26 protein-coding genes and 3 pseudogenes are annotated in these 26,255 nt (G+C 57.3%); 5 read left to right on the plus strand and 24 right to left on the minus strand.

Translation table 11 applies throughout. The features are described 5' to 3' along the window. Nucleotides 1–16: 16 nt before the first annotated feature. The 5 genes and pseudogenes from IV89_RS00660 to IV89_RS00680 all read right to left on the minus strand — a co-directional run bounded on the left by IV89_RS00660 (nucleotide 17) and on the right by IV89_RS00680 (nucleotide 3,692). Entirely contained in the window at nucleotides 17–928 is a 912-nt protein-coding gene (locus IV89_RS00660; RefSeq protein WP_081858726.1) for a DUF4198 domain-containing protein, read from the minus strand. After that, nucleotides 870–1,502, minus strand: a pseudogene (locus IV89_RS00665) (DDE-type integrase/transposase/recombinase). Before IV89_RS00665 ends, IV89_RS00660 begins: the two are co-directional and overlap by 59 nt. Nucleotides 1,503–1,565: 63 nt before the next feature. Beyond that, on the minus strand, nucleotides 1,566–1,829 hold the full coding sequence (locus IV89_RS00670; protein WP_235183675.1) for a hypothetical protein: 264 nt from the start codon (nucleotides 1,827–1,829) through the stop codon (nucleotides 1,566–1,568). Nucleotides 1,830–1,863: 34 nt separating this feature from the next. Then, nucleotides 1,864–2,503, minus strand: a pseudogene (locus IV89_RS00675) (TRAP transporter large permease subunit); the annotation flags it as partial. A gap of 295 nt (nucleotides 2,504–2,798) precedes the next feature. Beyond that, complete coding sequence (locus IV89_RS00680) at nucleotides 2,799–3,692, minus strand: LysR family transcriptional regulator (protein WP_051843797.1); 894 nt, start codon at nucleotides 3,690–3,692, stop codon at nucleotides 2,799–2,801. A gap of 103 nt (nucleotides 3,693–3,795) precedes the next feature. Between IV89_RS00680 and IV89_RS00685 the strand changes: the two genes are divergently transcribed. The 3 genes from IV89_RS00685 (at nucleotide 3,796) to IV89_RS00695 (ending at nucleotide 6,566) form a co-directional block, all read left to right on the plus strand. Beyond that, on the plus strand, nucleotides 3,796–4,689 hold the full coding sequence (locus tag IV89_RS00685) for a pirin family protein (RefSeq protein WP_051843798.1): 894 nt from the start codon (nucleotides 3,796–3,798) through the stop codon (nucleotides 4,687–4,689). A gap of 36 nt (nucleotides 4,690–4,725) precedes the next feature. Beyond that, the gene (locus IV89_RS00690; protein WP_037941508.1) at nucleotides 4,726–5,814 is read left to right on the plus strand and encodes an FAD-dependent oxidoreductase; all 1,089 of its coding nucleotides are present in this window, start codon (nucleotides 4,726–4,728) and stop codon (nucleotides 5,812–5,814) included. A gap of 122 nt (nucleotides 5,815–5,936) precedes the next feature. Further along, nucleotides 5,937–6,566 carry a hypothetical protein gene (locus tag IV89_RS00695; RefSeq protein WP_037941509.1) on the plus strand — a complete coding sequence of 210 codons (630 nt, stop codon included), beginning with the start codon at nucleotides 5,937–5,939 and terminating at the stop codon, nucleotides 6,564–6,566. Between the two features lie 589 nt (nucleotides 6,567–7,155). Here the strand turns inward: IV89_RS00695 and IV89_RS00700 are convergent. The 13 genes from IV89_RS00700 to IV89_RS00760 form a co-directional block, all read right to left on the minus strand. Continuing rightward, nucleotides 7,156–8,691: an IS3 family transposase gene (locus tag IV89_RS00700; protein WP_240558212.1), complete on the minus strand. Its 1,536-nt coding sequence runs from the start codon at nucleotides 8,689–8,691 to the stop codon at nucleotides 7,156–7,158. 115 nt (nucleotides 8,692–8,806) lie between these two features. Continuing rightward, nucleotides 8,807–9,271 (minus strand): type II 3-dehydroquinate dehydratase, encoded by a 465-nt coding sequence (gene aroQ, locus IV89_RS00705; protein ID WP_037942311.1) that lies wholly within the window; start codon nucleotides 9,269–9,271, stop codon nucleotides 8,807–8,809. Beyond that, nucleotides 9,268–10,329, minus strand: a complete 1,062-nt coding sequence (locus IV89_RS00710) for a 3-carboxy-cis,cis-muconate cycloisomerase (RefSeq protein WP_037942310.1) — start codon at nucleotides 10,327–10,329, stop codon at nucleotides 9,268–9,270. Before IV89_RS00710 ends, aroQ begins: the two co-directional genes overlap by 4 nt. Next, nucleotides 10,326–11,105 (minus strand): 3-oxoadipate enol-lactonase, encoded by a 780-nt coding sequence (gene pcaD, locus IV89_RS00715; protein WP_037942309.1) that lies wholly within the window; start codon nucleotides 11,103–11,105, stop codon nucleotides 10,326–10,328. Before pcaD ends, IV89_RS00710 begins: the two co-directional genes overlap by 4 nt. Then, nucleotides 11,102–11,971 (minus strand): 3-keto-5-aminohexanoate cleavage protein, encoded by an 870-nt coding sequence (locus tag IV89_RS00720; protein WP_037942308.1) that lies wholly within the window; start codon nucleotides 11,969–11,971, stop codon nucleotides 11,102–11,104. The genes pcaD and IV89_RS00720 overlap by 4 nt, the downstream gene beginning before the upstream one ends. Nucleotides 11,972–11,978: 7 nt before the next feature. Continuing rightward, nucleotides 11,979–12,578: a protocatechuate 3,4-dioxygenase subunit alpha gene (gene pcaG, locus IV89_RS00725; RefSeq protein WP_037942307.1), complete on the minus strand. Its 600-nt coding sequence runs from the start codon at nucleotides 12,576–12,578 to the stop codon at nucleotides 11,979–11,981. A 2-nt stretch (nucleotides 12,579–12,580) separates the two neighbouring features. Further along, entirely contained in the window at nucleotides 12,581–13,303 is a 723-nt protein-coding gene (gene pcaH, locus IV89_RS00730) for a protocatechuate 3,4-dioxygenase subunit beta (protein ID WP_037942305.1), read from the minus strand. Next, nucleotides 13,300–13,683: a 4-carboxymuconolactone decarboxylase gene (gene pcaC / locus IV89_RS00735; RefSeq protein ID WP_037942303.1), complete on the minus strand. Its 384-nt coding sequence runs from the start codon at nucleotides 13,681–13,683 to the stop codon at nucleotides 13,300–13,302. The genes pcaH and pcaC overlap by 4 nt, the downstream gene beginning before the upstream one ends. Beyond that, the gene (locus tag IV89_RS00740; RefSeq protein ID WP_037942302.1) at nucleotides 13,680–15,566 is read right to left on the minus strand and encodes a sugar phosphate isomerase/epimerase and 4-hydroxyphenylpyruvate domain-containing protein; all 1,887 of its coding nucleotides are present in this window, start codon (nucleotides 15,564–15,566) and stop codon (nucleotides 13,680–13,682) included. Before IV89_RS00740 ends, pcaC begins: the two co-directional genes overlap by 4 nt. Nucleotide 15,567: 1 nt before the next feature. Continuing rightward, a complete protein-coding gene (locus IV89_RS00745; protein ID WP_037942301.1) occupies nucleotides 15,568–16,848 on the minus strand; it encodes a TRAP transporter large permease in 1,281 nt (426 codons plus the stop codon). Between the two features lies 1 nt (nucleotide 16,849). Then, nucleotides 16,850–17,377: a TRAP transporter small permease subunit gene (locus tag IV89_RS00750; RefSeq protein WP_037942299.1), complete on the minus strand. Its 528-nt coding sequence runs from the start codon at nucleotides 17,375–17,377 to the stop codon at nucleotides 16,850–16,852. A gap of 66 nt (nucleotides 17,378–17,443) precedes the next feature. Beyond that, the gene (locus tag IV89_RS00755; RefSeq protein ID WP_037942318.1) at nucleotides 17,444–18,451 is read right to left on the minus strand and encodes a DctP family TRAP transporter solute-binding subunit; all 1,008 of its coding nucleotides are present in this window, start codon (nucleotides 18,449–18,451) and stop codon (nucleotides 17,444–17,446) included. A 44-nt stretch (nucleotides 18,452–18,495) separates the two neighbouring features. Continuing rightward, complete coding sequence (locus tag IV89_RS00760; RefSeq protein ID WP_051843870.1) at nucleotides 18,496–19,389, minus strand: shikimate dehydrogenase; 894 nt, start codon at nucleotides 19,387–19,389, stop codon at nucleotides 18,496–18,498. A gap of 139 nt (nucleotides 19,390–19,528) precedes the next feature. Here IV89_RS00760 and IV89_RS00765 point away from each other — a divergent pair, with 139 nt between their 5' ends. Next, on the plus strand, nucleotides 19,529–20,206 hold the full coding sequence (locus IV89_RS00765) for a TetR/AcrR family transcriptional regulator (protein WP_037942296.1): 678 nt from the start codon (nucleotides 19,529–19,531) through the stop codon (nucleotides 20,204–20,206). Between the two features lie 260 nt (nucleotides 20,207–20,466). Here the strand turns inward: IV89_RS00765 and rarD are convergent, their stop codons facing one another. From rarD to IV89_RS00785, 4 genes are all read right to left on the minus strand, one after another. Next, nucleotides 20,467–21,396, minus strand: a complete 930-nt coding sequence (gene rarD / locus IV89_RS00770; RefSeq protein WP_037942295.1) for an EamA family transporter RarD — start codon at nucleotides 21,394–21,396, stop codon at nucleotides 20,467–20,469. Between the two features lie 180 nt (nucleotides 21,397–21,576). Beyond that, a complete protein-coding gene (pcaF, locus tag IV89_RS00775; protein WP_037942294.1) occupies nucleotides 21,577–22,776 on the minus strand; it encodes a 3-oxoadipyl-CoA thiolase in 1,200 nt (399 codons plus the stop codon). After that, nucleotides 22,773–23,468: a 3-oxoacid CoA-transferase subunit B gene (locus IV89_RS00780; protein WP_276312638.1), complete on the minus strand. Its 696-nt coding sequence runs from the start codon at nucleotides 23,466–23,468 to the stop codon at nucleotides 22,773–22,775. Before IV89_RS00780 ends, pcaF begins: the two co-directional genes overlap by 4 nt. Further along, nucleotides 23,468–24,187 carry a 3-oxoacid CoA-transferase subunit A gene (locus tag IV89_RS00785; protein WP_037942292.1) on the minus strand — a complete coding sequence of 240 codons (720 nt, stop codon included), beginning with the start codon at nucleotides 24,185–24,187 and terminating at the stop codon, nucleotides 23,468–23,470. Before IV89_RS00785 ends, IV89_RS00780 begins: the two co-directional genes overlap by 1 nt. 105 nt (nucleotides 24,188–24,292) lie before the next feature. Between IV89_RS00785 and IV89_RS00790 the strand changes: the two genes are divergently transcribed. Next, nucleotides 24,293–25,054 (plus strand): IclR family transcriptional regulator C-terminal domain-containing protein, encoded by a 762-nt coding sequence (locus IV89_RS00790; RefSeq protein WP_037942291.1) that lies wholly within the window; start codon nucleotides 24,293–24,295, stop codon nucleotides 25,052–25,054. A 67-nt stretch (nucleotides 25,055–25,121) separates the two neighbouring features. Here the strand turns inward: IV89_RS00790 and IV89_RS00795 are convergent, their stop codons facing one another. Together IV89_RS00795 and IV89_RS00800 are read right to left on the minus strand one after the other, a co-directional pair. Next, nucleotides 25,122–25,340: a DUF2798 domain-containing protein gene (locus IV89_RS00795; RefSeq protein WP_037942288.1), complete on the minus strand. Its 219-nt coding sequence runs from the start codon at nucleotides 25,338–25,340 to the stop codon at nucleotides 25,122–25,124. A 107-nt stretch (nucleotides 25,341–25,447) separates the two neighbouring features. Next, a pseudogene (locus IV89_RS00800) lies at nucleotides 25,448–26,206 on the minus strand (IS6 family transposase). Nucleotides 26,207–26,255: the final 49 nt, after the last annotated feature.

Below are 26,255 nucleotides of genomic sequence, written 5' to 3' on the forward strand. Positions count from 1 at the left end.
TGCCCCCAAGACGCTGCTACCGTTCAAAAGTCAGCGACGCCCAATAGCTCACCCAATCAAAGTCATTATGCTTTACCGGCAGCAATTTTACGCTGTTGATCATGATCTCTCCACGAATGTCATCCGAAAGCGTCAATATGCCATTCGCATCCGTCATCATATGCTGCGGTCCTGTCTCGGCTTCGGACCCAACAGGCCGCGCAAATACCTGAACCGGTTGATTGGCGTTTGCTTCGCCATTCAAGAGCAGCTGAAAGCGGACCGGCCCGTCCAAAGTAACATAAGGATTATCCAGCGCTACCCACTCGTAAATTGCGCCATATGCACGATCCTGCCCGCGCTTGTCGCCCACCCCCACCAAGGTTTTCGCGTAACGGAAATAGGCTTCTCTGATAGGCTGACCCGGCCGAGTGCTAAATACTTCGGTACCACGCCCTACGGTTTCAGCAAATTCACGAAAGTCGGCCAGCGTGTCATGCTTTAGGCTGCTTGCATTTGAAACAAGTACAATAGCGTGCAGCCCGTTTTCGCCCGACTGGAGGCTCAACGACGGGTTATCTTGTCCGGTAAACGCCAGCTCTGTTTCAACGTCACCTCTGGAAAACAGGGCCGAGCTGTATCCCTTCGGAATGAAGATATAATCCTGCCCGACAAACTCGGATCCGACCAATAGATCCGCCTCAATCGTTGCCTGCGACGGCAAAGTATAGGCGCGAGGTTCAATCCAAAATTCATGCGCCAAGGCAGAATGGGTGGCCAGAAGCCATATGGTGAAAGACTTCGTGTATAGAGACATGATCATACCCGTTTGCTGTTTCGGCTGTGCCAAGTTGTTGGCCGCGTGTCGTAGGGTGTTGCTGGTCTGTAAATCACGCCACCACTTCGATGGTGTATTCTGCCCAAAGGCTGAACGCGTCATCTCGGGCATGGCGATATGAGTTTGCGGCGCGTTGAAATCGGCGGGACGGAAAATCAGGTTGGTCTGATCGTAAGCGGATAGCAACCTCTGAGTCTGCCGATGTGACTTAAACCGGCCGAATATCTTCTCTCGCTTGCGGGTCGGCCTGTGTGATCCGTCGATGGCGTTGTTCAATCCCTCGTGGGCGCAGTGGTCAGCGTCCGGTGCCAATGTTTTGATCGGCTTGACATAGCTGCACAGCTTGTCGGTGATCATGACCCTCGGCTCACCGAACTGAGTGATCAGCCTGTGAATAAATCGCTTGGCTGCTGTAGCGTTTCGTCGCGTTTGCACGAGAATGTCGAGGACGAACGCGCCCGCCGCAATATGCGAATTGTGGGCTGAAGCGAGTGACCCACAACCGGATTGCTTCCCGGCTTACAATCACACCGCGTTCGGCCACCAGGTCTTCGATGTCGGCCGTGCTCATTGCGACGCGATGGTAAGACCAAACAACGTATGCGATGATTGCGCGAGGGAACTGGAAACCCCTCAGGCGCAGGACGCTGGTTGGGGTTTCACGACGTTGAAATAGCCGGATCATGCAAGCTGAACAAATTGGCAATGCCTGTATCTGTCAAAGCCAGCAGCAACTACACTAAATTGGTCAAAACCATAGTCCTGAGAATACAACTATCAGCCCGGCCGCACAGAGCGCGATCGTCGGTATGGGTCGGCGCGCTCCGATCAGACCGGACGAGAGTAACGTCAGACCCAAGGCCACGCGCGCCGCCGCCAAGAAAGCGGCCAGTGGAGCGTCCGAGAGCCGCAGCATGTCTGGATTGGCGACCATGCCCAATGGAATGATATAAAGCCCGATGCCAAGTGCCATTGCTGTCAGCGCGACCTTCAACCAGTTCTCGCCGATCATAGGTGTTGATGCCCATCCAGACCGCGACGAAATACAGCAGCGCTGGCAGGGCTGCGGCGGCCATAATGCCGGTGTAGGGCACGCCGGTAAGCTCGACCATGACAAAGGCACCGGCACCAATCAGGGGTGGCATGATCTGCCCGTCGGAGGAGGCTACGGCCTCGACCGCGGCGGCAAGGCGCGGGATAGCCAAGCTTCGTCATCGCGGGCAGGGTGATCGCGCCGGTGGAGGCGACATTCGCCGAGGCAGAGCCCGAGATGGAGCCGAACAGGGCTGACGACAACACCAAAACCTTGGCGGCACCGCCCTTCAGCCGACCCGCTGCTGCTGCCGCAACGTTCATGAAACCCTGACCCGCTTCACCGGCGTTCAGGACCGCGCCAAAGATTACAAAGATCGCCACGACCGACACCGAAGCCCCGGTCAGCGTGCCCCAGATGCCGCCCTCGGCAATGGTCAGCGTCCAGAAGAAACTTTCAACCGGCGTGCCGGAATGTCCGAACTCACCCGGAATATACTGTCCAAACAACCCGTAGAGCAGCGCAAGTCCCGCCACCGGCGGCAGCGGCCAGCCGACCCCGCGCCGGGCCGTTTCGAGCACCACCAAGAGCAGCGTCACCGCGACCGCGAGCTGAAAGTCGCTTTCAATGAAGCCATATTGGCCCCCGAGCACATCGATGTTGAGTGCTACCCAAAGTGCGGCGGCAACGCCGAGCGCCGCCAGGATACCGCCCGTGATCCGCCGCAGGGTCGTGTCCGCATCAAAGACCAGGGCAAAGGGCAGGGCGGCATAGATATGGCAGGCATTTCGGACGCTGTCGCCGAAGCTGCGATTAGACTGGCAGGGGTTTCAATGATAGCCTTGTCGGTATTTCGGGGATAGCCGGCGCATTACTTTCATAAAAGATTAGCCGCAGAAATGCGTCGGAAAATCGGCCATCAAAGCCGGCTTTTACGATACACATGTCTTACATCGCATGGGCTTCAAATTCTTTCCACAGCAATGCCGCTACCGCGCGGACGATTGGCTTGGACTGGCGAAACGCATAGATGGTGACGTCGAACGCAAGATGCGTGTGTCGCAAATCTATCTCGCACAGCCGCCCTTGTTTCAACTCTTCCGCAATCATGTGCTCTGGCAGGCGGCCCCAACCGAGGCCTGCGATCAAAAGGTGCTTTTTTGTCTGAAGGTCGCTGACGTACCAACGGCGTTGGCCTTTCTGGACGCCGATTTCGCGGTCGAACAGTCCTCCGGCTTGCCCGCTGTCGCTTGCGATGACCTGATGGAAGCGCCGCAAGTCTGCGAGGCGCTTGGGATTGTCCATCTCAGCCCAAAGGGAGGGTGACGTAACATTGCGCAACGTTGATGTACCGAGGGGGATATAGTCGAAACCCTCTTCCTCGAGCATGACCGAGGACATTGGCGAAACAGCGATTGCCGCGGTTCCTGTTTTTACGGCCTCGATGGCACCGGAGAGTACCTCGGGGCGCAAGACCACGCGGGTCTCGGGAAAACCTGTTTGCAGTTTGCATAAGACGGGGGTCAGTGCGTTGAGGTCAGCGATGGCATCCACCGCGATCGTGATCGTCTCTTCCTGCCCTTTTTCGAAATGATGGATCAGTTGACCCAGATCCTCTGCCTCCGTCAAAACGCGCAAGGATTGAAGATAGACCCGTTTGCCGACGGGTGTGAGTTCAAGCCGATACCCTGACCGGTCAAACAATTCGGTCCCAGTCTGGAATTCCAGAGCCTTCAATGCCTGGCTGATCGCCGGCTGTGTCCGGTTGAGACGTTCGGCAGCCGTTTTGACCGAGCCCGTTTCAACAACAGCGCGCAAAACATTCAGTTGATCGAGTTTCATCAGGCACCAGAAGTTAAGATTAGATTATATAGATGCGAAATAAGTATAAATATCAATCAAGTTTCGTTTCTCTTATCATCGGATCAACAACCGGAGCAACTCAATGAAACAAGTTTCTTTTCAAGAGCCAGCGCAGCCCGATCAGGTCGGTACATTTACCATCGGACGTGCCCTTCCGAACCGGGCTGTGAATGCGGTCGGCCCTTTCCTGCTTCTTGATCATCTTCCCAAGCGCGAAATTTCTGCCGGTGAGTTACCTGAGCCGGACGGCAGCTTTGCCCATCCCCATGCGGGTATCGTGACCTTCACGTATGTCATGGAAGGTGCGATGACCCATTTTGACAGCCTGGGAAACAACAGCTCCGTCTCGGCGGGAGGCGTGCAATGGATGAACGCGGGCAATGGCATTGTCCACGACGAAATGCTTGCGGCGCCCCTGCGCCGGGATGGCGGGGTGCTGCATTCCTTTCAATTCTGGATCAACCTGCCCGCGGCAAACAAGCGCGAGCCTGCGCAATACATGCCCGTCTCATCCCCGGACTTGCCCGTAGCAATGCTCGCGGGTGGACGTGGGGAGGTCAAAGTTCTGCTTGGCCAGTATGATGGACAATCCTCGCCCATCCCCACCTATGCGGGCGAATTCATCTGGCACGTCAGGATCGAGCCGCTTGCGACGGTCGACATCGCCTTGCACGCCGGTCTGCCAGTCGTGGGGTTCCTGCCGACGCATGGGGCCGTGGTCGGTGATGCCAAGATCGACGCTCAGACCCTCATCGGATTGGACGCCCCGGATGGGACGTTGGAGATCACTAACCCGGCTGTTGAACCGCTCGATCTGCTGCTGTTTGGCGGTGAGGCGATCACCGACCCCATCGCCATGCGCGGCCCGTTTGTCATGAATAGCGACAGCGAGCTGGCGCAAGCGTTCCGCGCGTATCGCGCCGGGAAATTCGGGCAGATTACCTATCCCGCCGATCACGCTGCCCACAAATCATAGAATAACGCCGTAAGGCGACCAAGAAGGTTAGAAATCATGTCACAGAAAATTGCCATTGTCGGCGGCGGCTACATAGGCGCCGAACTCGCGAAGTCTCTCGACGACACAGCGGACGTCACATTGATCGAGCCGCGCAGTCACTTCGTTCACGCGCCGGCCATGATCCGCGCGGTTGTCGACCCTTCGCTGCTGGATCGCGCTCTCATCCCCTATGATCGGCTGCTCGCGAACGGCAGGGTCATCGCGTCCAAGGCGACGGTTATCGACGCGGAAGGTGTCACGTTGGAGGACGGCACTCGGGTAGAGGCGGATCAAATCGTTGTTGCCACCGGGTCCAGCAATGCGATGCCCTTCAAGCCTCAAGGTGCCGATATTGCGAGCCTTAGGTGCGACAACCAGCGCATTCATCAGCAACTCAAAGCGGCGCGGCGCATCGGCATTGTCGGGGCTGGTGCCGTTGGCACCGAGCTTGCGGGCGAAATCGCCTATGCCATGCCGGACAAGAAGGTGACGTTGATCTCAGGCGACGAGGCATTATTCCCGACGATGCCGTCAAAGCTGGGCACCTCTCTCACGGCAAAATTGCGAAAGGCCGGTGTCACGCTCATTCTCGGTCAGCGGGCGGAGAACCTGAAAAGCTTGACCGAGCCCTACGCGGGCAGCCTGCAACTTGCCGATGGGTCACAGCACGACTTCGACCTGATCTTTCCGGTTATCGGATCGCGCGCGAATTCCGAGGTGCTTGAAACGCTTGCCGGTGTCCAGAAAACGACGGCCAACCGGATCAAGGTCGACCCATGGATGCGCCCATCCTCGCTGCCGAACGTGTTTGCGGCGGGCGATGTTGCGGATGTCGGCGACGCCATGACAATCGTGGCCACAAGCCGCCAACTCCCTTGGCTCAAGGCGACGCTGTCCGGATTGGCAGAGGGCAAGGAGATCGAAGACATAAAGGCCTATAAGCCATGGGGCAGCAAGGCGCCGATCCTCGTTCCGCTTGGTCCCAAACAGGGGAATTCCTTCCTTATTTTCTTCACGGCAGGAGACTTCCTGACCCGCAAGATGAAGGGGGCGGACCTGTTTCTCAAGAAATACGCAAAGTTGCTGAACCGGCCTGAAAGCTGATCAGAACGCGGCTGAACCCAATTTCCAAAAGGAAAGACCATGGAAATCTCCCGAAGATCCCTTTTGTCGTCGACCTTGAGTTTGTCGCGACCGTTGAATCCTGGCGTGCCGGATCCGGTGCGATGTATTTCGACGAGGCGCTGACGGTGTTTAACGCGCATGTCGTGCCCGCACCACGCGCAGTTGTGAACGGCACCATTCAGGTCGCGGGCGAAACCATCGCTATCGAGGATGGTCACGGCTATCACGACCACAATTGGGGCAATGCCGGTATCGAAGGTGTTCTCAAGGCGTGGCACTGGGGCCGTGCGGAATGCGACGATTTCACGCTGAACTTCTCCTATATCTTTCACGACGCGGATTACGGCAACAAGGTCGTCTGCAAGTTCGTGTTGGCAAAGGATAGTGAAATCCTGCTCAGCACGGGTGAATTCGAGGACAGCTTCGTTGGTGAAATCCATGTCGGCCCGCAGTCCGGCAACGGCTGGCCTGACGGCTTCCTGATCGAAGCGCCCTACAATGACAACATGATCCGTATCGAGATTTCAGGCAATCACCTGTTGAGCGACGCGCTCAATTCCGAGCAGAAACCGGATGACGAAACTGCACGGCCAGGCTATATCCGTCTTGGTGGCGACATATGGGTGACGGTGCCGCTAGCGGGCGGAACCGAGGTTGCAACCGGCAACATCATCTACGAAATGTCCTTTTCGGAAAGTATACCTAAAGCGGAAGCAAACTGGCTTTTATAGGTCAAAGCGCCCCCTTGTGGGCATTCGCCGCAAGGGGGCGGCACCCAATGACTGGATATTAACTCTTCAAGAAAAACATTTTGGCGCGATCTGTGGAACGGCTGGTTTGGCAATACTACATCGCAGCACTGCGCCAGCAGCAGCTTTGGGCCGTTCAACAAATCCGACACGAAGGCGCATTCCAGACGTTCACTGCGTATTTGGCCGAGGTCCGCTGTGCGTAAAGAACTGACCTCCCAGAATGTTGGCTGGTGTGGGATACATTTACATTAGCGGGCCAGATTGGGCATTTGTGAACGGCGCAAAGAAGGCTAGATCACTCGAGCCCGCTTGCGCGCAGGTCTAGGGGAATACTTTTCTCGGCATCGAAAAAACCAAACTCCGCAATTTGGCGCGCGTCTCTATTCTGCATGAGAAATCGCACTGTCGCACGGTGATTTCGCACTTCGTGCATCACGGCGTCGTACTTCAGTACGAGAGAATTTGGTTCAATCTCAATACTTGCCGTGCGCCACTGAGTAACGATTTGTATGTTGATTGTCACCGAGAACTGACCCGGCGGGGGTGCGGACAAAAACTTGGACTGTTTTCACGGCATAAGGCCGAGGCTTTTACGATATTCGATGGGGCTTCTGCCACCAAGGGACATCTTGATGCGTGTTTCGTTATACCAGCGGATGTAGGCGTCAACCTCGTCAACAAACTGGGCCGCGGTGAAGGCCCGCCAATCACGAGGATAGAAGAACTCAGTCTTGAGGCGTCCAAAGAAGCCTTCACAGGCGGCATTGTCTTGCGAGCTCGCCTTTCGCGACATCGACCGAACCAGCTTTGCCGCGTCTATACGTTCCAGCCAGCCAGGCCAGCGATAGTGGCCTCCGCGATCGCTATGGACTACGGGCCGCGCTTCGCTGTCAGCGATGGTTTCTACCGCTGCATCAAGCATGGTGTTCACAAGATCGGCGTCCGGTCTGGTCCCAATGGTCCAACTTATGACGAGGCCGTCGAAGCAATCAATGATCGGGGAAAGATAAACTTTTCCCGCTCGGATGTGGAACTCCGTGATGTCCGTTAGCCATTTCTCATTTGGCGCGGCCGCCTGGAATTCCCGGTTGATAATATTCTTCGGCGCAGGGCTAATCTCACCAAGATATGAGCTGTAACGCCGCCGCTTAGGCTTTGGGACGATCAAAGCTTCCTGTTTCATTAGGCGCCGCACCACTTTCTCGGAGATCGAGATAGAATTCCGCGTCATACAGGCTTTGAGGCGACGGTAGCCGTAGCAGCGATGGTTGCTTTCGAAGGCCTCCTTCATGGCGTGTCGAATGGGAAGATACTTATCTTCCAGTTTCATGCGAGCGCGGTGGTAAAAGTAAGAGCTGCGCGCGAGACCCAGCCGAGCCAACAGGGCTGGTGTCTTATACCGTTTTTTTAGGGCGACGATCAGCATGGTCTTTTCCCGATTGCTCAGGTCCTGCAGATCGCCGCCAAGTTCCTTTTTTATCATTTCACTCGCAGTCTTGAGCAGGTCATGCTCAATCTGGATCTCGCGGATGTCGCGCTGCAGGGCTTCACGCTGACGTTCCAATTCTTCAAGCTCTGGATAAGGGGCACTCTTCTTGCGTTTCATCATGGCAGGAGCCTCCGGGCCAAGGATCTGAGTCTTCCAAGCATAGAGCGTCGGCCGACTAAGTCCGAACTTTTCGGCCAAGGCCTGGGCACTTTCTTGGCGATTATAGAGCCCGACCACAGCAGCCTGCTTCACGGCGTCAGAGTGATTTCCTGGGCCATATGTCGCATTGGAGACCGTTTTCGTGTCAGGAAACGCCTCGCGCACCCAAGCCGTCAGGGTGGCTCGGCCTGGATAGCCTAAAGCGCGCAGCGTCCATGAAACGCAGCGCCCATGGCTTGCATAATGCTCTAACGCCACCTGCTTTTGTGCCGCCGAGAATTTAGGCGGGCGCGGCGCTGAACGTATTTGCAAGTCCTGCCGACGTTCATACTCTCGATGCCAGCCTTTCAAGGCATTCTTCGTTGGATACCCCAACTCACGGATGGTGGCCCCCAAACGCTTGCCGAGCTTGATATAAAGCTCAACCGCGCGCATTCGATCTTCGTAGCTGTACATGAACTATCTCCAAGATAGTCCAACTTTTCGTCCGCACCCCCAATCGCTGCAATGAAATCGTTTCCGAAGGAAGAATTAATCTCGGCTCATAATCGGTAAGTGCGTATCGTAGAATTCAGGGGTTCAACTCAAAGTTTGGCCTTTTCTTCGTCCGGGATAATGCGCGAATAGCAGCAGCGTAGCCCTCGATCCCTAACCCCGCTATGACGCCCGTCGCCACACCAGATACGTAGGAGTGGTGCCGGAAGGCCTCCCGACGGTGAACGTTTGAAATATGGACTTCGTAGATGGGGATTTCACAACTCACTAAGGCATCGCGAATAGCAATTGAGGTATGGGTATAGGCGGCTGGGTTGATGACGATGCCCATCCCCTCGGTTCTTGCTTCATGGATCATCTCTACGAGCTCACCCTCATGATTGCTTTGGCGAAACAGAATGGCCAGATCATACTCGGTGGCAACGCGTCGGCAGAGCGTTTCGACATCGTTCAGGGTATCCCGCCCATAAACCTCGGGCTGTCTGGTGCCCAGCAGGTTCAGGTTCGGGCCGTTGAGTATATGGATCGTTTGGGAACTCATCTGATGTCCTTTGAGCCAACGTGGGAGATCGCCTGGCAAATTGCGATTGATGCGGCCAAGCTGCGTGCGGTTGCTTGAGCCATTTGCGGAAGAACCATCCATTCCAACGCCCAAGCCGCGCCGGAACGTTCCTGCTCGTGAACCAGCCCTTGATGCATGGCCGACACCTGAGTGGCATTGAACCGGGCGAGCGTCACAAGCAATTCAGCCAGAACGGGATTTTGTTTGTGGGGCATCGCGGAAGAGCCCCCTGCGTTGTCCAACGTGATTTCGTCGACGCCTTGTTGCGCCATGAGGCAAATATCTTGTCCCATTTTGCCAAGCGTTCCACTGATCAGCGACAGCAGCCCAGCGTAGTCGACCACCGCGTCGCGCATTGCATGCCATGCCTTTGGCGGGTTCGCGAGACCGAGCCGTAAAGCCACTTCAGCCCCGAGAGATTCAGCATGGGGCAAAGCTGCCCGATCTCCGGCTGCGCCCCCAAGTTGAAGCCGCTCGACGCGGGGCCTGGTCTGCGTGAGCCGCTGACGATGGTCGTCTAAAGGCTGAGACCATGTTGCGAACCGCTCTCGTGCCGCAATGGGCATCGCCGCCTGCATCCGGGTGCGCCCCATGATCCTCCGGCTCCCGAACCGCGCCGACAAAGCGTCTATTGCTTCCATCAGTTCCAAAAGGCGCCGCTTCAGAAGGTTACTGTAGTCCTTCAAAGTCAGGACCAAAGCGGTATCAATCACATCCTGCGAAGTCGCGCCGCTATGTATGGCTTCACCATGAGAACCCGCGGACCCCCTGATCTGCCGGACGAGTTCGGGAACAACCACCCCGTCACGCGCTGTCGCAGAACGAAGTGCTTCCATATCGCATTGGAAATCGTCGAAAGTACGCGCGACTTCTTTCGCGGTATCTTCAGAAATGGTGCCGACTTTGCACAGCCCCTGCGTATAGGCTCTCTCGAAGGCGATCATATGCGTCATCTGCCGCGTGGGGCCCCAAATCTCCGTGGCCTCTGCGTCGCCAAATAACCCGCTCAACCAGGGATGCTCGAAAGGGGAGGTCATGAAATCTTTTCCATCAGGTCTTCCAGCAAATCTGAGACAACCTTGGGGTTTTCAATGCAGGGTAGATGACCACAGCCGGGCACGAGGCGATAGGAGGCGTCCGGTATGATCTGCGCCAACGCCCTGACGAGTTCCGGCGGGGTCGCGCGGTCTTCACTTCCGGCGATGCAAACTGTCGGCACCGTGGTCGCCCCAGCTCGCGTCGTGAGGTCACTGTCTCTGATTGCGGCGCAAACGCCGCTATAGCCAGCAGCAGATGTGCGGGCCAGCATATTGCGGTAGCCTGCCCATTCGGCCGATCGTGTCGCGTGAAAGTTTGGGCTGAACCAGCGTTCAAGAATGGCGTCCGAGAGCGCAGCGATACCGGACTTCCCAACGCTTTCAATGCGCGCATTCCAGCTTCCCGCGTCACCGATCTTGGCTCCGGTGCAACATAGCATGAGCGCTCTCACCTGCGCCGGATAAGCAGCGGCAAAACCTTGAGCGATTTGGCCGCCAACGGATACACCACAGATCAGGGCAGGAGGCAGGTCAAGGTGCAGAGCAAGGGCAGCAACATCGTCGATGAGCTGGTCCATCGTAATTGGCCCATCGTCGCTCAGCCCATGGCCGCGCTTATCAAGGCAAAGCACTGGCGTTTGTGACGGCAGCCGATCAATGACTTTGTCCCAGATCCGGAAGTCCGTACCAAGTGAGTTCAGAAACACCACAGGCACGCCGGTTCCGGGCCGATAGCGATAGTGGTGTGTTATCCCGTTGAGGGTGGCGAACATCATGGGGTGGCGGCAGAGGCGGACTTTGGCGCAGCACTCTCTCTCGTCTTCAGCCCCAATATCTCCCGCGCCTCTTGCCAAGTCGCGACAGGTCGCTCGTATTTCTTGCAAAGTGCGACGGCCCGCTTGACCAATGCGGCGTTGGAGGGCGCGAGCCTATCGCGGTCCAGCCGGACATTGTCTTCCAGGCCGGTCCGGGTGTGGCCGCCTTTGGCGATAGACCATTCGTTGATGGTCAACTGTGCAGGGCCGATACCGGCGGCGCACCATTGGGCGTCCGGTGCCAGACGTTTGAGTGTTTCGATGTAGAAGTCAAAAATCGGCTCGTCCGCAGGCATCGCATTTTTCACACCCATGACAAACTGTACATAAAGGGGCCCCTTCAACCGACCATCTTGGGCCATGCGGGTGGCTTGTACGATATGACCAAGGTCAAAGGCTTCGATCTCGGGTTTGACATCATGGGCGATCATTTCCAAGGCCAGCCAGTCGACCAAGTCGGGACTGTTTTCATAGACGCGCGTTGGAAAATTGTTCGACCCTACTGACAGCGAAGCCATGTCCGGCGACAACGATAGCATACCGCCGCGCTCCTTACCCGCGCCAGAGCGTCCCCCGGTTGAAAGTTGGACGATCATGCCCGGGCAGTGCTGTTCCAGACCTTCTTTCAGTCGCGCAAAACGGTCCGGGTCTGAGGTGGGGCGACCGTGATCGTCGCGCACGTGGCAATGGGCGATCGAGGCGCCCGCCTCAAAGGCCTCCTGAGCACTTTCGATCTGTTCGGAAATGGTGATCGGCACTGCCGGGTTGTTGTCCTTCGTCGGCAGGGACCCGGTGAGTGCCACGCAGATAATACACGGGGTGGTCATAGCGGCCTCATAGATCGAAGAATACGGTTTCGCCCTCGCCCTGTAGGCGAATGTCGAAGTGATAGGCGTTGCCATCGGCGCGCGCGATCAGCGTCTCACGGCGCAAGGGCTGCTCAATCAGGGTGAGGACTGGATCAGCCGCGTTGGCCGCGTCCTCGTCACCGAAGTACATTCTCGTGTTGAGCCCGACATTGATGCCCCGAGCAACCAGCCAGAGATTAAGGTGCGGGGCCATTGGCCGGGCATCGGGCCCTGTCACCTTGCCGGGCTTCATGGTCTCAAAACTGAATACCCCAGTCTCGAAATCCGGTGTCACCCGACCCCAACCGCGAAAGCCGTCTTCAACCTCGCCTGTTCCGGGATAGATGCCTGCAGCATTTGCCTGCCAGACCTCAATCAAAATGTCCTTAACCGGCGCGCCGGTGCCGTCGGTTACCGTCCCGGTGACGGTGATACGTGTGCCTGCAGCCTTCGGGCCAGCAATGTCCCGCCCCAGTTCGTGGTCGTAGATATCGAAGCCGGCGTCGCCGGGAACGAGCCCGATGTGAACATAGGGCCCAGCCGTCTGAGATGCGGTTTCTTTGAGGTAGTCGAGTGCTTGCACCATGATTAGTTCCCTTCTGGCCGGTTTTCGAAGAAGGTCGAGCGGCGTCCCCGAAGCACGATGTCGAATTTATAGGCAATGCTATCGAGCGGCAGGGAGGCGTTTAGATCCAATGCGGCGACAAGCTGATCAACGGCGCGTTGTTCCGGAATGGATTGCACAATCGGGCATTTGGCGATGAGAGGGTCGCCCTCAAAGTACATTTGGGTGATCAGGCGCTGCGCGAAAGCGGTCCCGAATACTGAGAAATGGATATGGGCCGGCCGCCAATTGTTGACCCAGTTCCGCCATGGGTAGGCGCCGGGTTTGACGGTGCGGAAGACATAGTTTCCATTGTCATCGGTCAGCGTGCGACCGCACCCGCCAAAGTTCGGGTCAATCGGTGCGAGATAACTATCTTTCTTGTGCCGATAGCGGCCGCCTGCGTTCGCCTGCCAGATCTCGATAAGGGTGTTCGGAACCGGACGCGCGTTTTCGTCCAGAACTCGGCCATGCACGATAATGCGCTCCCCAATAGGGTCTCCTGTTTTGGCGTAGTTCAGGATTAGATCATTGTCGATCTCTGCAATGTCGTTCTGCCCAAAGGTCGGTCCGGTTAGCTCGCTGTCCGAGTTTTGCAGCGACAAAAGCGCATGGCGCGGCGAGCGCGCGACACTGGTTTTGTAATCGGGCGTAAGGGCAGGCGGATGCCACAAGCGGTCACGTTGGATGAGGTCCCCATTACTCATGATTGTTCCTCCTCCATTTCCGCATAGGTCTGTTTGGCCAGCGCGATCGCGTGGTTCGCGGTGGGCACTCCGGCGTAGATAGCGACATGCTGGAACACCTCGATCACGTCCTGTCGGGTGGCTCCGGTATTGGCCGTCGCGCGGATATGCATCGGGATTTCAGCGAAGTTCTTGGTCGCGGCCAAAAGCGCAAGTGTGACCATGGACCGCTCTCGCCGCGTGATCGCATCAGAAGCCCAGACCGTCCCCCAGGCCGCTTCGGTGATCAGTGTCTGAAAGACGCTGTCAAACTCCGTCCCGGCCGCCAGAGCACGGTCCACATGGGCATCTCCCAGCACCGCGCGGCGCACCTTCATTCCAGCGTCATGTTTGTCAGTCATTTCTTTGGCATTCCTTTCGGGCGCATCAGGCGTTTCTGAGCGGCAATTCTAAAAGGGGCATTGGGGGCGCCGTAGCCCGCGTATCCGCCACGACGCTCGACGATTTCAAAGAACATGCCCCCCGCGTAAGGACGCGAGTAGAACTGAAAGAACGCCCCATTTGCATCCTCATCATAGAGTATGTTCCCTGCCTTCAGGGCGCTGAGCATGTCGGCATCCAGATCGAACCGCGCGACGAGGTCGGCGTAATAGTTGTCCGATATTGGCAGTGGCTCGAATCCTTTGGCCCGCATCACGCTGCTGGTGGCAAAGATGTCTTCGCTCGCCAGTGCGATGTGCTGCACGGAGGCGCCAAAGCTATCGGCAAGGAAGTTGCCTGCCATTGTGCGATGAGTTTCTGCGCCATTAAGCGTGATGCGAAACGCGCCGTCTCGAGTTTCCAAAGCTTGGCTGCGCACCAGCCCGTCGGGGTCTACCACATCGACCATCGGAGATTTTTCCATGCCGAACAGCGTGGTATAAAACAAAGACCAACTGAGCATTTCATCATAGCTCATGGTCTGGGCAATGTGATCGATGCTTGTCAGGCCCGCATGTGTCTGCTCGGCGTCGGTCTGGTTGAACTCGACCGACCAGACATCATTCAGCCCGCTGGTTTGGTCGGTGAAATGCAAGACACTGCCGCTCAGCCCGCGAATGGCCGGTATATCCAACTCACCGGGGCCAATCGGCTGGTGAAAGGGCGCGGCACCAAGCGCTTTGGCACGGCTTACGGTCTCAGTTGCCGCGTCGACAGAAATGCCGATGTCGCAGACGGTTGTGCCGTGGGTCGTATAGGCGCTGCTGGCATAGCCGGTGGTCTCCCGGTTTACCACGATCCGTATTTCGCCTTGGCTCCAGAGAGACAGCTTCTTGGCGATATGAGTGCCGGAGAGACTGAAGCCGAGCGTTTCGAGCAATCGCTCCAGTGCGTCGGCTTCTGCGCCGCGGGCGGCGAATTCGACGAAAGACACGCCTTCAACCTTCGAGCGTTTCGGCAGCAAGGGTGCCGACGTTGCGGCGACAGGCTCTGCGCGTCGCACGTCGTCCATCAGGGCGATCAAGGACCGATACCCGTCCTTGGCGATGGTCTTTGGGTGGCCGCCGCGGAACTGATCATTGAAAATCTCCAGTGAAATCGGGCCCGTATACCCGGTGGCCATGACCGACTTCATAAAACCTGTCACATCCAGATCACCTTCCCCCGGCATGTTGCGGAAGTGGCGCGACCAATAGAGCAGGTCCATGTCAATTGCCGGCGCATCGGCAAGTTGCACAAAGAAGATTTTGTCGCCGGGAATGCGTCGAATGGTTTGCGCATCAATCTTACGCGCCAGCGTGTGAAAGCTGTCGAGGATCAGACCAACCGAGCCGTGATCGGCGCGGCGCACTATTTCCCATGCGTCGCGATGGTCATTGACATGTCGCCCCCACGCGAGCGCCTCATAGCCGACCCGCAGGCCGCGCTTGGCCGCCCTGTCGCCCAGCTCGTTGAAGTCCGCCGCAGACCGGTCGATGCCGCCAAGAGCCTCCGGGTGGCAGCTCGAACAGATAAGAACAAGGTCTGTGCCAAGGTCTTGCATCAGGTCAAATTTGCGTTCCACCCGATCAAACACCTTTGCCCGGTGCGGTTCTGGCAAACCTTCGAAATCTCGGAATGGCTGAAAGAGGTTGATCTCGAGACCCATGGCGCGGATCATGTCGCCCACTTCTTTGGGGTCCCCGTCATGGGCGATAAAGTCCTGTTCGAAGATTTCGATACCGTCGAAACCGGCAGCGGCAATGGCTTCGAGTTTCTCCGGGAAATTGCCGGATATGGACACTGTTGCGATGGAAGTTTTCATCTCAATACCCCAGGGCTTGCGGCAGCCAGATCACTGTCTGCGGCACAAATGTAAGAACCAGGAGGACCAGTACCTCGACCAGAAAGAACGGCAGGATTGCCTTAACCATACGTGCCATGCCGACGCCCGCAATTCCCTCTGCCACAAACAGACAGAGGCCCAGAGGCGGGGTAATCAGGCCTATCATTAGGTTGAAGATCACCAGAATGCCGAAGTGAACCGGGTCAATGCCCAGACTTACGGCGATAGGGTGGAGAATCGGCACTAGCACCAGCATCGCGGCGATGCCTTCGAGAAAGAGACCGACAAAGAGAAAAAGGAGGATGACGGCGATCAAGAACGTGGTCTTGCTGTCAACATTGCCCAACACCCAGTCGGTCAGCATGTTTGGTACACGGTTATAGGCCAACAGCCAGTTGGCTGCTGAAACCGCCGCGATGATGATTAGGATCACGGCGCTATCGCGCATGGCTTCGGTAAAGATGATAGGAAGGCGTTTAAATGCGATCTTGCGATAGATAAAAAGGCCTACAACCAACGCATAGGCGACCGCAAAGCTGGCCGCCTCTGTGGGTGTCACCACGCCAAGCAGGATTGATCCCACAACAAAAACGGGCATCAGCAGGGGCAAGATGCCCCCAAGCAGCGCCTCTCGGGCCGGTTGCGCGTCGGGCATGTCGTCTGCCGCCTGCCGGATCTTGGTCATATCAACCGTCAGCATGACGTAGGCGGAGAGAAAGACGGCCAGTAGCAATCCGGGGATCACGCCAGCCATGAACAGGGCAGGGACCGAGACCCCGGTGACGATTAACGCGTAGATGATGACTGGGATTGAAGGGGGAATAATCGGTCCGATAACCGACGAGGCCGCTGTCAGGGCCGCCGCATAGGCACGGTCATAGCCATGTTTCTCCATCTCGGGAATGAATACTCGACCAATGGCAGAGGTGTCGGCAACGGCGGAGCCCGAAAGACCCGCGAAGATGACCGAGGCCCAGATGTTGACCATCGCAAGCCCGGCGCGCATCCGACCTACAAGGACGTTGGCAAAAGCGATGATCCGTCCGGTAATACCGCTCTCGTTCATCAATTCGCCAGCCAGCACAAAAAGCGGAATGGCCAGCAACGGGTAGGAGTTCAGCCCGTTGAACAGTTCGGTCGCGACGATGCGCAGCGTGTAGGGAGCCTCACCTACTGCCATAAAATAGCTTAGAGAGGCGAGGATCGCGAAGGCAATCGGCACGCCGATGAGAAGTCCTGCGATAAGGATGATATAGACCATTTCAGTTCCCCCGGAGCGCGATCAGGCGCTCGACGAATTTCAGAACCGCCGCAAAGGTGATCATTGCGCCGCCAAGAATCAGCGAAAACTGGTAGACGCCGAGGGTTCCGAGCGCGCCAAAGGCCTCGATCCCTGTGCTCTTTTCCAGCCAGCGTGCCAGACCGAACATGCCGGAGGACATTGTGTTGCCGCGACGCTCGAGAAAGGCGATGCCCGAAAGGACCAGAAGCACTCCGGTTACCATCATCACAAGGTCGCTGAGCGCGAACATCAGTGTCTTGCGCTGGTCGCTCAGAAAGTCAATCAGGATCGTGAAGCGGATATGGCGGTCTTGCATATAGGCCATTGAGATGCCGAACATCACGCCATAGGCCGCCAGATAGACCGGCAGTTCCTCGCCCCATTGGACCGACTGGCCCACGGTGTAGCGCCGTAGGGAATTGATGAAGATGATCGCAAACACCAGCATCATCGAAAGCCCGGCTCCCCAGCCGAAGACTTGAGCAACTATTCTATTCAGTCTGTCCATGACCCAGGCTCCTCCGCGGTTGGTATGGTGTAGCCAGGCCGAAGACGGCTTGGCTGTAGGAGCAGCTTATTGTGTTGCTGCCACTGCCGATTGGAGCTCATCGATCCAAGTGGCGTTCTCGCCCAATTCGCCGCGCAGGAACTCAACCACTGCTGGCTGCGCTTTCTCGGCAAACATGGCCAGTTCTTCTGCGGTGGGCGAATAGACCTGCATGCCTTCTTCCTGAACTGAAAGCACGCCCTGCGCCGTTGTCCACTGCTGGATTGATCGACCCATATTGCCGGCCACGATGGCGGCGCGGGTCACGACTTCCTGTTGGGGGGCGGTTAGGGTCTGGAAGAATTCATCGCTGACGACGATAAAGTCTGCTGCGTAAACATGACCATCAAGAGTCATATATTTCTGCAATTGATGCAGTCCGTTGTTGTAGATGACGCCGACCGGGTTCTCTTGCCCGTCAACCACACCGGTGGACAACGCATTCGGCAGTTCCGTCCATGCGATGGGGGTCGGTTCGCCGCCCAAGCCGCTGACCATCTCAAGATAGAGTGGGATCGGCTGGACTCGAAATTTCAAGCCTTCCATGTCGGCTGGGGTACGGATTTCGCGCACGTTGTTGGTAAAATTGCGAAAGCCGGTTTCGCCATAGGCCAAGGTCCGCATGCCGGTCTGCTCAAGACAGTGTTCGGACAGCTTTGCACCGAATTCACCGTCCAGCACCTCCCAGGCGACGGTTGCAGAGGAGAAGGTGTAGGGAATGTCGAGAACCGAAGCAGCGGGACAGGCTTTGGACATGGCGCCCGAAACAATGGCCATCTGGAGCAGCCCTTCTTGCACCTGTCCGACCAGTTCATCTTCGTTACCCAAGGCGCCTGCGGGGAAGATTTCAACTTCCAGATCTGTCTCGCCTTCGACGATGTTGCGGAAAATCTGCGCCGCGGCGCCTTTCTTGGAGCCGGTCCACTCATCGGGATCAACGTGTGCGATGCGCAGGGTCTGAGCCTGTGCGCCGGCGGCGGCAAGGCCAAAGACGAGTGCCGTGGCCGTGGTGAGGGTGGTAATGTTGAAACGCATGTTATCCTCCATTTTGCGTTCGGTTGCCGCTTGAGCAGCAAGGTTCATGAGATGAAAGAGTCGAATGTGGCTTTCATCCGCATCGGGTCGGGCTTGCGCCCAGTAAAGAGTTCATAGGCGCGCACGGCCTGATAGACGGCCATGCCTGAGCCCAGCAAAACCCGGCATCCGGCCGCGCGGGCGGCGGCGAGCAACTCGGTTTCAAGCGGGAAATAGACAATATCAGCGACCCACATATCATGGTGCAGCAAATCAATCGGATAGGACGAGCCCGGCAGCTTCGCCATCCCCATCGGGGTCGCGTTTACGACACCAGTAGGGGAGATCTCAGGCAGTTTGCTAAGATCGATCGCGTTGACTTGCGCGGCATCTGCACTTTGGGAAAGCTGCTTTACCAAAGCTTCTGCACGCTCCGCGTTCGTGTCAGCGATGGTCAAGCGATCCGCGCCAAGAGAAAGGAGCCCATGGGCGACAGCAACCCCTGCGCCGCCCGCGCCAATTTGCAGAACATGGCCCATCTTCGCGTCCGGCAAGTTCCGACGGAAGCCTTCTTCGAACCCCCATTTGTCAGTGTTGTGACCTATGCGACGCCCGTTGCGAAAGACTACGGTGTTGACTGCCCCAATGGCGCGGGCGTTCGGAGATAACTCGTCCAAGAAGGCCATGACGTCAATTTTATAAGGAAAGGTCACGTTCAACCCGGCAAAACCGCAAAGCTCGGCGGCGTCGACGATTTTTTCCAGCGGTGCCTCCCCTCGCGGAAAAGCATCGGCATCAAGAATTTGGTAGAGAATGCGATGCCCTTGGGCAGCTCCCTCGGCCATGTGCATCCTTGGGGTGCGGGACTGTTGAATGCCTCGGCCCACCAGTCCGATCAACAAGTCGGCAGATCCGTCGTCTTGCGAGTGCTTGGTCTGCTTTTTGATCTGCGACGACATTCGTTACCTCCGATACATCCAGCGAATCCTCCCGGCACGCTGGAATGTCCGTAATGAACCATGTGGTTAATTGTGTGTCAACAGATATGTACCAAGCAGTTAATTGTGCTATGCTGGTCGGACCGTTAGGGAGTTATGCATGACCACATCCGCCAAAACATCAACGAGTCGTCAGCGCACTTCATGGAAGCAAGACCCCGAAGCCGTTAAAGCAGATATCCTTCGCGTGGCGCGCGCGGAGTTCGCCGCCCACGGCTTGTCAGGCGCGCGGGTGCACGACATCGCGGAGAAGACAAAAACGTCCAAGCGGATGATTTTTTACTACTTCAAAGACAAAGAGAGCCTCTATCGCGAAGTACTCGAACAGGCCTACAACGATGTGCGAGAAGGCGAGAGGGCCCTTGAACTGGAGAACCTCGACCCTGTTGAAGCTCTCTCAAAGCTGGTCAAATTTACCTTTTCACACCACCGCGACAACGAAGATTTCATCCGCTTGGTGATGATTGAGAACATTCATCGAGGCATACATCTGACCGCCTCGGAAACCATTCGATCAGGCAACACGCCGGCGGTTGATCAGTTAAAAGAAATCCTCGAGCGTGGACGCGAGATGAAGGTGTTTCGCCCGGATATCGATCCCCTTCGACTACATTGGAAAATAAGCGCCCTGTGCTTTTTTAATGTGTCCAACGAACCTACCTTCACCCGGGTTTTTGGGGATCAGATCGTCTCCCAAGAGGGGCAAAGAAAGCTTAAAGAAGAGATTGTCAGCACGATTTTGAACTCGGTCTTGGCAGTTCCGGTTTCCGGTTCCTGATAGGCTACGTTAAGCCTTGATTAAATAGCTTTGCGCTGCCATCGTGTCTCGGTGTTCAGCCAGCATGAGGTCAAAGGTGTGGCCAACGCGGTCCGCAGTTTCGATACGAATAGAAACAGCTGACTTTACGAATATTTCGTGCAGGCACCAAGACAATGTACGACATTGAAGGAAGCCATTCTTTTCACTTACAAATCAGGCAGTCTAATTGACCATTCTGGAGAGTATGCGGCAGAATTTCTAAAGCTTTTGCCCTGCCCTCAGGACCCCTTGGCAGGGCGGCTCCGACGCATCTGTTGAAGCGTCGAAGACGAGTAAAGGATTAGAGCCGCCCATATCATCGGAAATGCGATCATCCGCGCGCGGCCAAATTCTTCGCCGAAAACAAAGACCGCTACGAAGAAGATCATGGTGGGCGCGATGTACTGCAGAATGCCGATGGTCGAGAGACGCAAGAGCTTGGCGCCGTTGGCGTAAATTAGCAGAGGCACGGCTGTAACCGCGCCACAGCCCAGCAAAAGCCAAGTATCGACAGGCGCCCCAGTGAGAAAATTCCCCTGACCGGTCGATGTAAGGTAGGCGATATAGGCGAGGGCCGGGACGAGCAGGAGGAGCACTTCGAGCAGGAAGCCTTGGTTCGGCCCGATTGGCAGGCTCTTTTTCGCCAAGGCGTAAAAACCCCAGCTTAATGTCAGCCCCAAAGCAACCCATGGGATCGATCCGGTATCCAGTGCCAGCACGAACACGGCTCCTACGGCGAGGCCCACTGCAATTAACTGCCGTTTGGACATGCGTTCGCCTAAAAGGAGCGCGCCCAAGAGAATGCTGAACAGTGGGTTGATGTAATATCCCAGTGCCGCATCAAGCGCGTGTCCTGAGGCAATCGCCCAAACATAGATGCCCCAGTTGACCGAGATCAGCGTCGCCGTTACCGCACCCATGAGCAGCGTTCGAGGGGAAAGCAACGCGGCTTTCAAATCCTGCGTCCGCCGCATCGCCACAAGTACTAACGTGGCAATCGGCACAGACCAGACCACCCGGTGGGCGACGACTTCGGCCGCCGGGATATGCGATAGCGCCTTCATATAGAGCGGCAGGAACCCCCAGAACACATAGGCTGTAATAGCAAAGGCCAGACCTTGGGGTGTGTCTTCGTTTGTTTTGCTCGTGAGACTGTCGGGGTTGCGCATGGGTGGTCCTCCGCATTCGTCCTAACCCCTTCTATGAACGCCTGCCAGCGTCAAACTATCCTGTCGTCTGAATGGCTGAACTTGCAGGCAGGGCTTCGGATGGCGCTAGATCGGCTTTCCCTCATTTCAGGTATCTACCGGCAACAATGGGATCGCCATTCCAGTGCTACGGCCAGCGGTTCAGACGGCCTCCAATGCGATCGCGATCCCTTGGCCAACGCCGATACACATCGTGGAGAAGGACTTCTCTCCGGGTTCCAATTCCAGCATGGCCGTGCCGGTGATCCTGGCCCCTGACATGCCCAAGGGGTGGCCGAGGCTGATCGCGCCGCCATTGGGGTTCACCCGTGAATCGTCATCTGCAATGCCCAAATCGCGCAAGGTGGCGAGGCCTTGTGACGCGAAAGCCTCGTTCAGTTCAATGACGCTGAAATCCTCTTGCCTCAGCCCAAGACGCGCCATCAGCATCTTTGACGCAGGCGCCGGACCAAAGCCCATGATGCGCGGCGCGACCCCGGCTGTCGCCCCACCGAGCACCTTGGCGATGGGGGTCAGCCCTTGTTTCTCGGCGGCTTCTTTGGTGGCGAGGATCAATGCCGCCGCACCATCATTCACACCGGAGGCATTGCCCGCCGTCACCGTGCCATCCGCTTTGACGAAGGATTCAAGCTTTTGCAGCGCCTCCAAGGTGGTCGAGGGGCGGGGGTGTTCGTCTTCTGACACGAGGATGGGATCACCCCGGCGCTGCGGGATAGAGACAGGCACGATCTCTTGCGCCAGACGCCCGCTGGACATGGCGGCACCTGCTCTTTGCTGGGACCGCAGGGCGAAGGCATCCTGATCTGCACGGTTGATGTTGAAATCCTCGGCCACGTTCTCGGCGGTTTCAGGCATTGAATCGACGCCGTATTGTGCCTTCATCATTTTGTTGACGAAACGCCAGCCGATGGTGGTGTCAAAGACCTCGTTGTTGCGTGCAAAGGCGGTCTCGGCCTTGGGCATCACGAAGGGCGCGCGCGACATGCTCTCAACCCCGCCCGCGACGATTACCTCGGCCTCTCCGGCCTTGATCGCCCGCGCGGCGGTGATCACCGCATCCATACCAGATCCGCAAAGCCGGTTCATTGTGGTGCCGGGGACGGTCTCAGGGTAGCCCGCCAATAACAGTGACATGCGCGCGACGTTGCGGTTGTCCTCGCCTGCCTGATTGGCGCAGCCAAAGATGACTTCGTCGATTGCCGCAGGGTCCAAAGAGGGGTTGCGTTCGATCAGCGCCTTGAGGGGCACAGCGCCCAGATCATCGGCCCGGACAGAGGACAGCGCGCCGCCATATCGGCCAATGGGAGTGCGGATGTAATCACAGATATAGACGTCGATCATGCAAGGTCCTCCGGTACGATAAGATCGGCAACATCGCCTTCAATGTGCAACGTGGCCCCGGTAACAGCCTGTAGAGCATCCATGCTCAGCCCCGGCACTTTTTCCCGCAGGACGAACCTTCCGCCCTTGATGTCGATCACTGCAAGGGAGGTATAAACTTGGGTGACACATCCCACGCCGGTCAGCGGGAAGGTGCAGCGCTCGACCAGTTTCGGGCCGCCATCCTTGGTGACGTGATCGGTGACCACGGCCACGCGTTTGGCGCCATGTACAAGGTCCATCGCGCCGCCCACGGCAGGCACGCCCTTGGTGCCGACGCGCCAATTCGCCAGATCGCCATTCTGAGCCACTTGGTAGGCCCCCAGCACGGCGAGATCGAGATGCCCGCCGCGGACCATCGCGAAACTGTCGGCATGGTGGAAAAACGCGGCACCGGGCTTGAGTGTGATGGGCTTCTTGCCAGCGTTGATCAGGTCCCAGTCCTCTTCGCCCTCTTTCGGGGCCTGACCGAAACCCAGAACCCCGTTTTCGGTGTGATAGGTCACATCGCGACCTTCGGGCTGGAACTTGGCGATCATCTCGGGGAAGCCGATGCCGAGGTTGACGTAAGACCCGTCTTCAATGTCCTGCGCGGCGCGCCATGCGATCTGCGCGTTCGAAAGCTTGTCCTGCATGATGTTGAACTTCGCCATCAGTAAACCACTCCCTTGCGCACAAGCACTTCTTCCTGTTGAGGTTCGGCCACTTCCACAATGGCATCGACAAAGATGCCCGGGGTGATGACCGCTTGCGGGTCGATGCTGCCGGGCTCGCCCAGCACGCTGACCTGCGCGATGGTTTTCGCTGCCGCCATGGCCATCAGCGGGTTAAAGTTACGTCCCGCCATGCGGTAGGTCAGGTTGCCGGTGCGATCCCCGTCCTGACCCTTGATCAGCGCGTAATCCGCCTTCAGCCATCTTTCGCGGACATACATCTTGCCGTCGAGTTCCTCGGTCGGTTTGCCTTCGGCAAGTTCCGTGCCGAAGGAGGTCGGCGTGTAGAAGGCGGGGATGCCAGCACCGGCGGCGCGGATGCGCTCGGCCAACGTGCCTTGGGGGACGAGGTCCAGCTCGATCTCGCCCGCGAGGTACTTTTCGTTGAAGGCTTCGGCGTTGGAGCTGCGCGGGAATGAACAGATCATCTTGCGGACCATCCCCGCCTTGATCATCGCCGCGATCCCACAATAGCCGTTGCCTGCGTTGTTGTTGATGACAGTGATCGCTGCTGGGCTGCCAGTGGCGCGAAAGCGGTCGATAAGAGCGTGGATCAGTTCGATCGGTGCGCCGGAGCCGCCAAACCCTCCGATCATAACCGTCGCCCCATCCGGGATGTTGGCCACGGCCTCGGCCACGGTAGGAAGTTTTTTATCCATTTCTGGTCTCCTTAAGTTGCAGAGGGTCTAGCGCTCGTGCGGATACGGGGCCAGGATTTTGTGCGCATGTTGACATTTGTTCGCTTATCGTAATTTAGTGTGCGCATGCCGAACAAATCCAGCAGCACAATTTCCTCTCTCGCCAAGGGGCTTCGGGTGATCGAATGTTTCGACGCACAGCGCCCGAAGCTGTCGATCAGCGAGGTCGCAGCGCTGACCGGGCTTGACCGTGCCACCTCGCGTCGGTGCCTGTTAACGCTCCATGCCGAAGGCTACGCTGCCTATGACGGGAAGTTCTTCACACTTACGCATCGCTGCCTGCGCCTTGGCACCGGGGCCATTGGTGGCTTGCAACTGCCGCAGGTCGTGCAGCCGTGGCTGGATCAACTGACTGAACAAATCGGCCAAAGTTGCTCTGTCGCCATTCTTGACGAGACCGAGATTGTCTATCTCGCTCGCGCATCGCAGCGGCGGGTCATGTCGATTGGCCTGATGCCCGGTTCACGCTTGCCGGCGCATAGTACCTCCATGGGGCGGGTGCTGCTGGCCGCGCTGCCGGATGCGGAAGCGCGCCGAGTCATTGAAGCGTCCGATCTGTCGCCGCGCACCCGGTTCAGCTTGACCGACCCAGAGGAAATCACGGCGCAGGTACAGGCGGCGCGGACACGCGGCTATGCGATGGTCGATCAGGAAGTTGAGATCAGCCTGCGCTCGCTCGCGGTGCCGGTGCTCAACAACAAGGGTGCCGTGGTTGCGGCCCTGAACACCGGGTTGGCAGCAACGCAGCCGGACCCGGAAGAGTTGGTCGAAAGTTACCTACCCGCGCTGCTGAAGGTGCAGGCCGGGATTTCCCGCATTCTTGGATAAGGCTTGCAGGGGGCGGTCATGCAGCGGGTTATCCCCACTGCATAAATTGGTTCACGCCAAATTCGGATTATTTTGCGATGGTCCGATTGGCGACTGCGAATGCCAATGGCGTCGTGAATTGGGTGAAGACAAATGCAATAGGCCAGGCGGTGAGCGCTTGCCAAGGCCAAGCCAAAAGCCATTCCAGCGTAAGCCCCATGATCAATAGCGACATCGTGCCTGACATTAAAACCGCCATCATGAAGGTGATGAGGATTTGAGCGAGGATAAGAGTTTTTCGGTTCATTTAGGTCGTTCCATGTTGCGGTCGGAGGGGGGAACACAACTCCCCCGGCACCGGCTCTGTTGCAAATTATTCCTGAGTGCGCACAAGCCCCGTTTCCCCGGTGATCTTCAAGCTGCGAGGCGGAGTTCGAGCATAGACATTGCCTCCGTGAGAGCACAGGGGCCCAGTCCGAAGGCACGTTCGATCATGCGGACCTCGCCGTTGATATCACCGGTCAAATTGAAGCTGCGTGACTGCCCTTTGCGCAGAGCCAGCATAACCTCGAAGCCCTTGATCGTGGCATAGGCGGCCTTCATCGTCTTGAACCCACGCACCGGTTTGATCAACTGTTTAAGCTTGCCGTGGTCAGCCTCCACGACGTTGTTCAGATACTTGACCTGACGGTGCTGAACATCAGTCGGGCATTTGCCTGCTTTCTTCAACTCAGCCAGCGCAGCGCCATAGGTCGGTGCCTTGTCGGTATTGATCACGCACGGTTGCTCCCAGCTTTTCAGGCCTTTCAGCGCCTTACCCAGAAAACGCTTCGCAGCCTTTGTATTGCGTGTTGAGGAAAGGTAGAAATCGATCGTGTCCCCGAATTTGTCGACAGCCCGGTAGAGATAAGCTCATTTCCCGCGAACCTTGATATAGGTCTCATCCACTCGCCAGCTATTCGACCGAGGGTGGCGCCATTGCCAACGCATGCGCCTCTCAATCTCGGGGGCATAATGTTGAACCCAGCGATAGATCGTAGAGTGGTCAACCCGATGCCCCCGTTCGGCCATCATCTCTTCCAGGTCACGATAGCTAACCCCGTAGCGGCAGTACCAACGCACAGCCCAAAGCACGATTTCACCCCGGAAATGACGGCCTTTGAAATTGCTCATGCTACACCTCTTATCTCAGCAAGGATGCGCAAAATGCTCGCAGCCAGAA

The organism is Sulfitobacter sp. CB2047 (assembly GCF_000735125.2).
GTDB classification, from domain to species: Bacteria; Pseudomonadota; Alphaproteobacteria; order Rhodobacterales; family Rhodobacteraceae; genus Sulfitobacter; species Sulfitobacter pontiacus.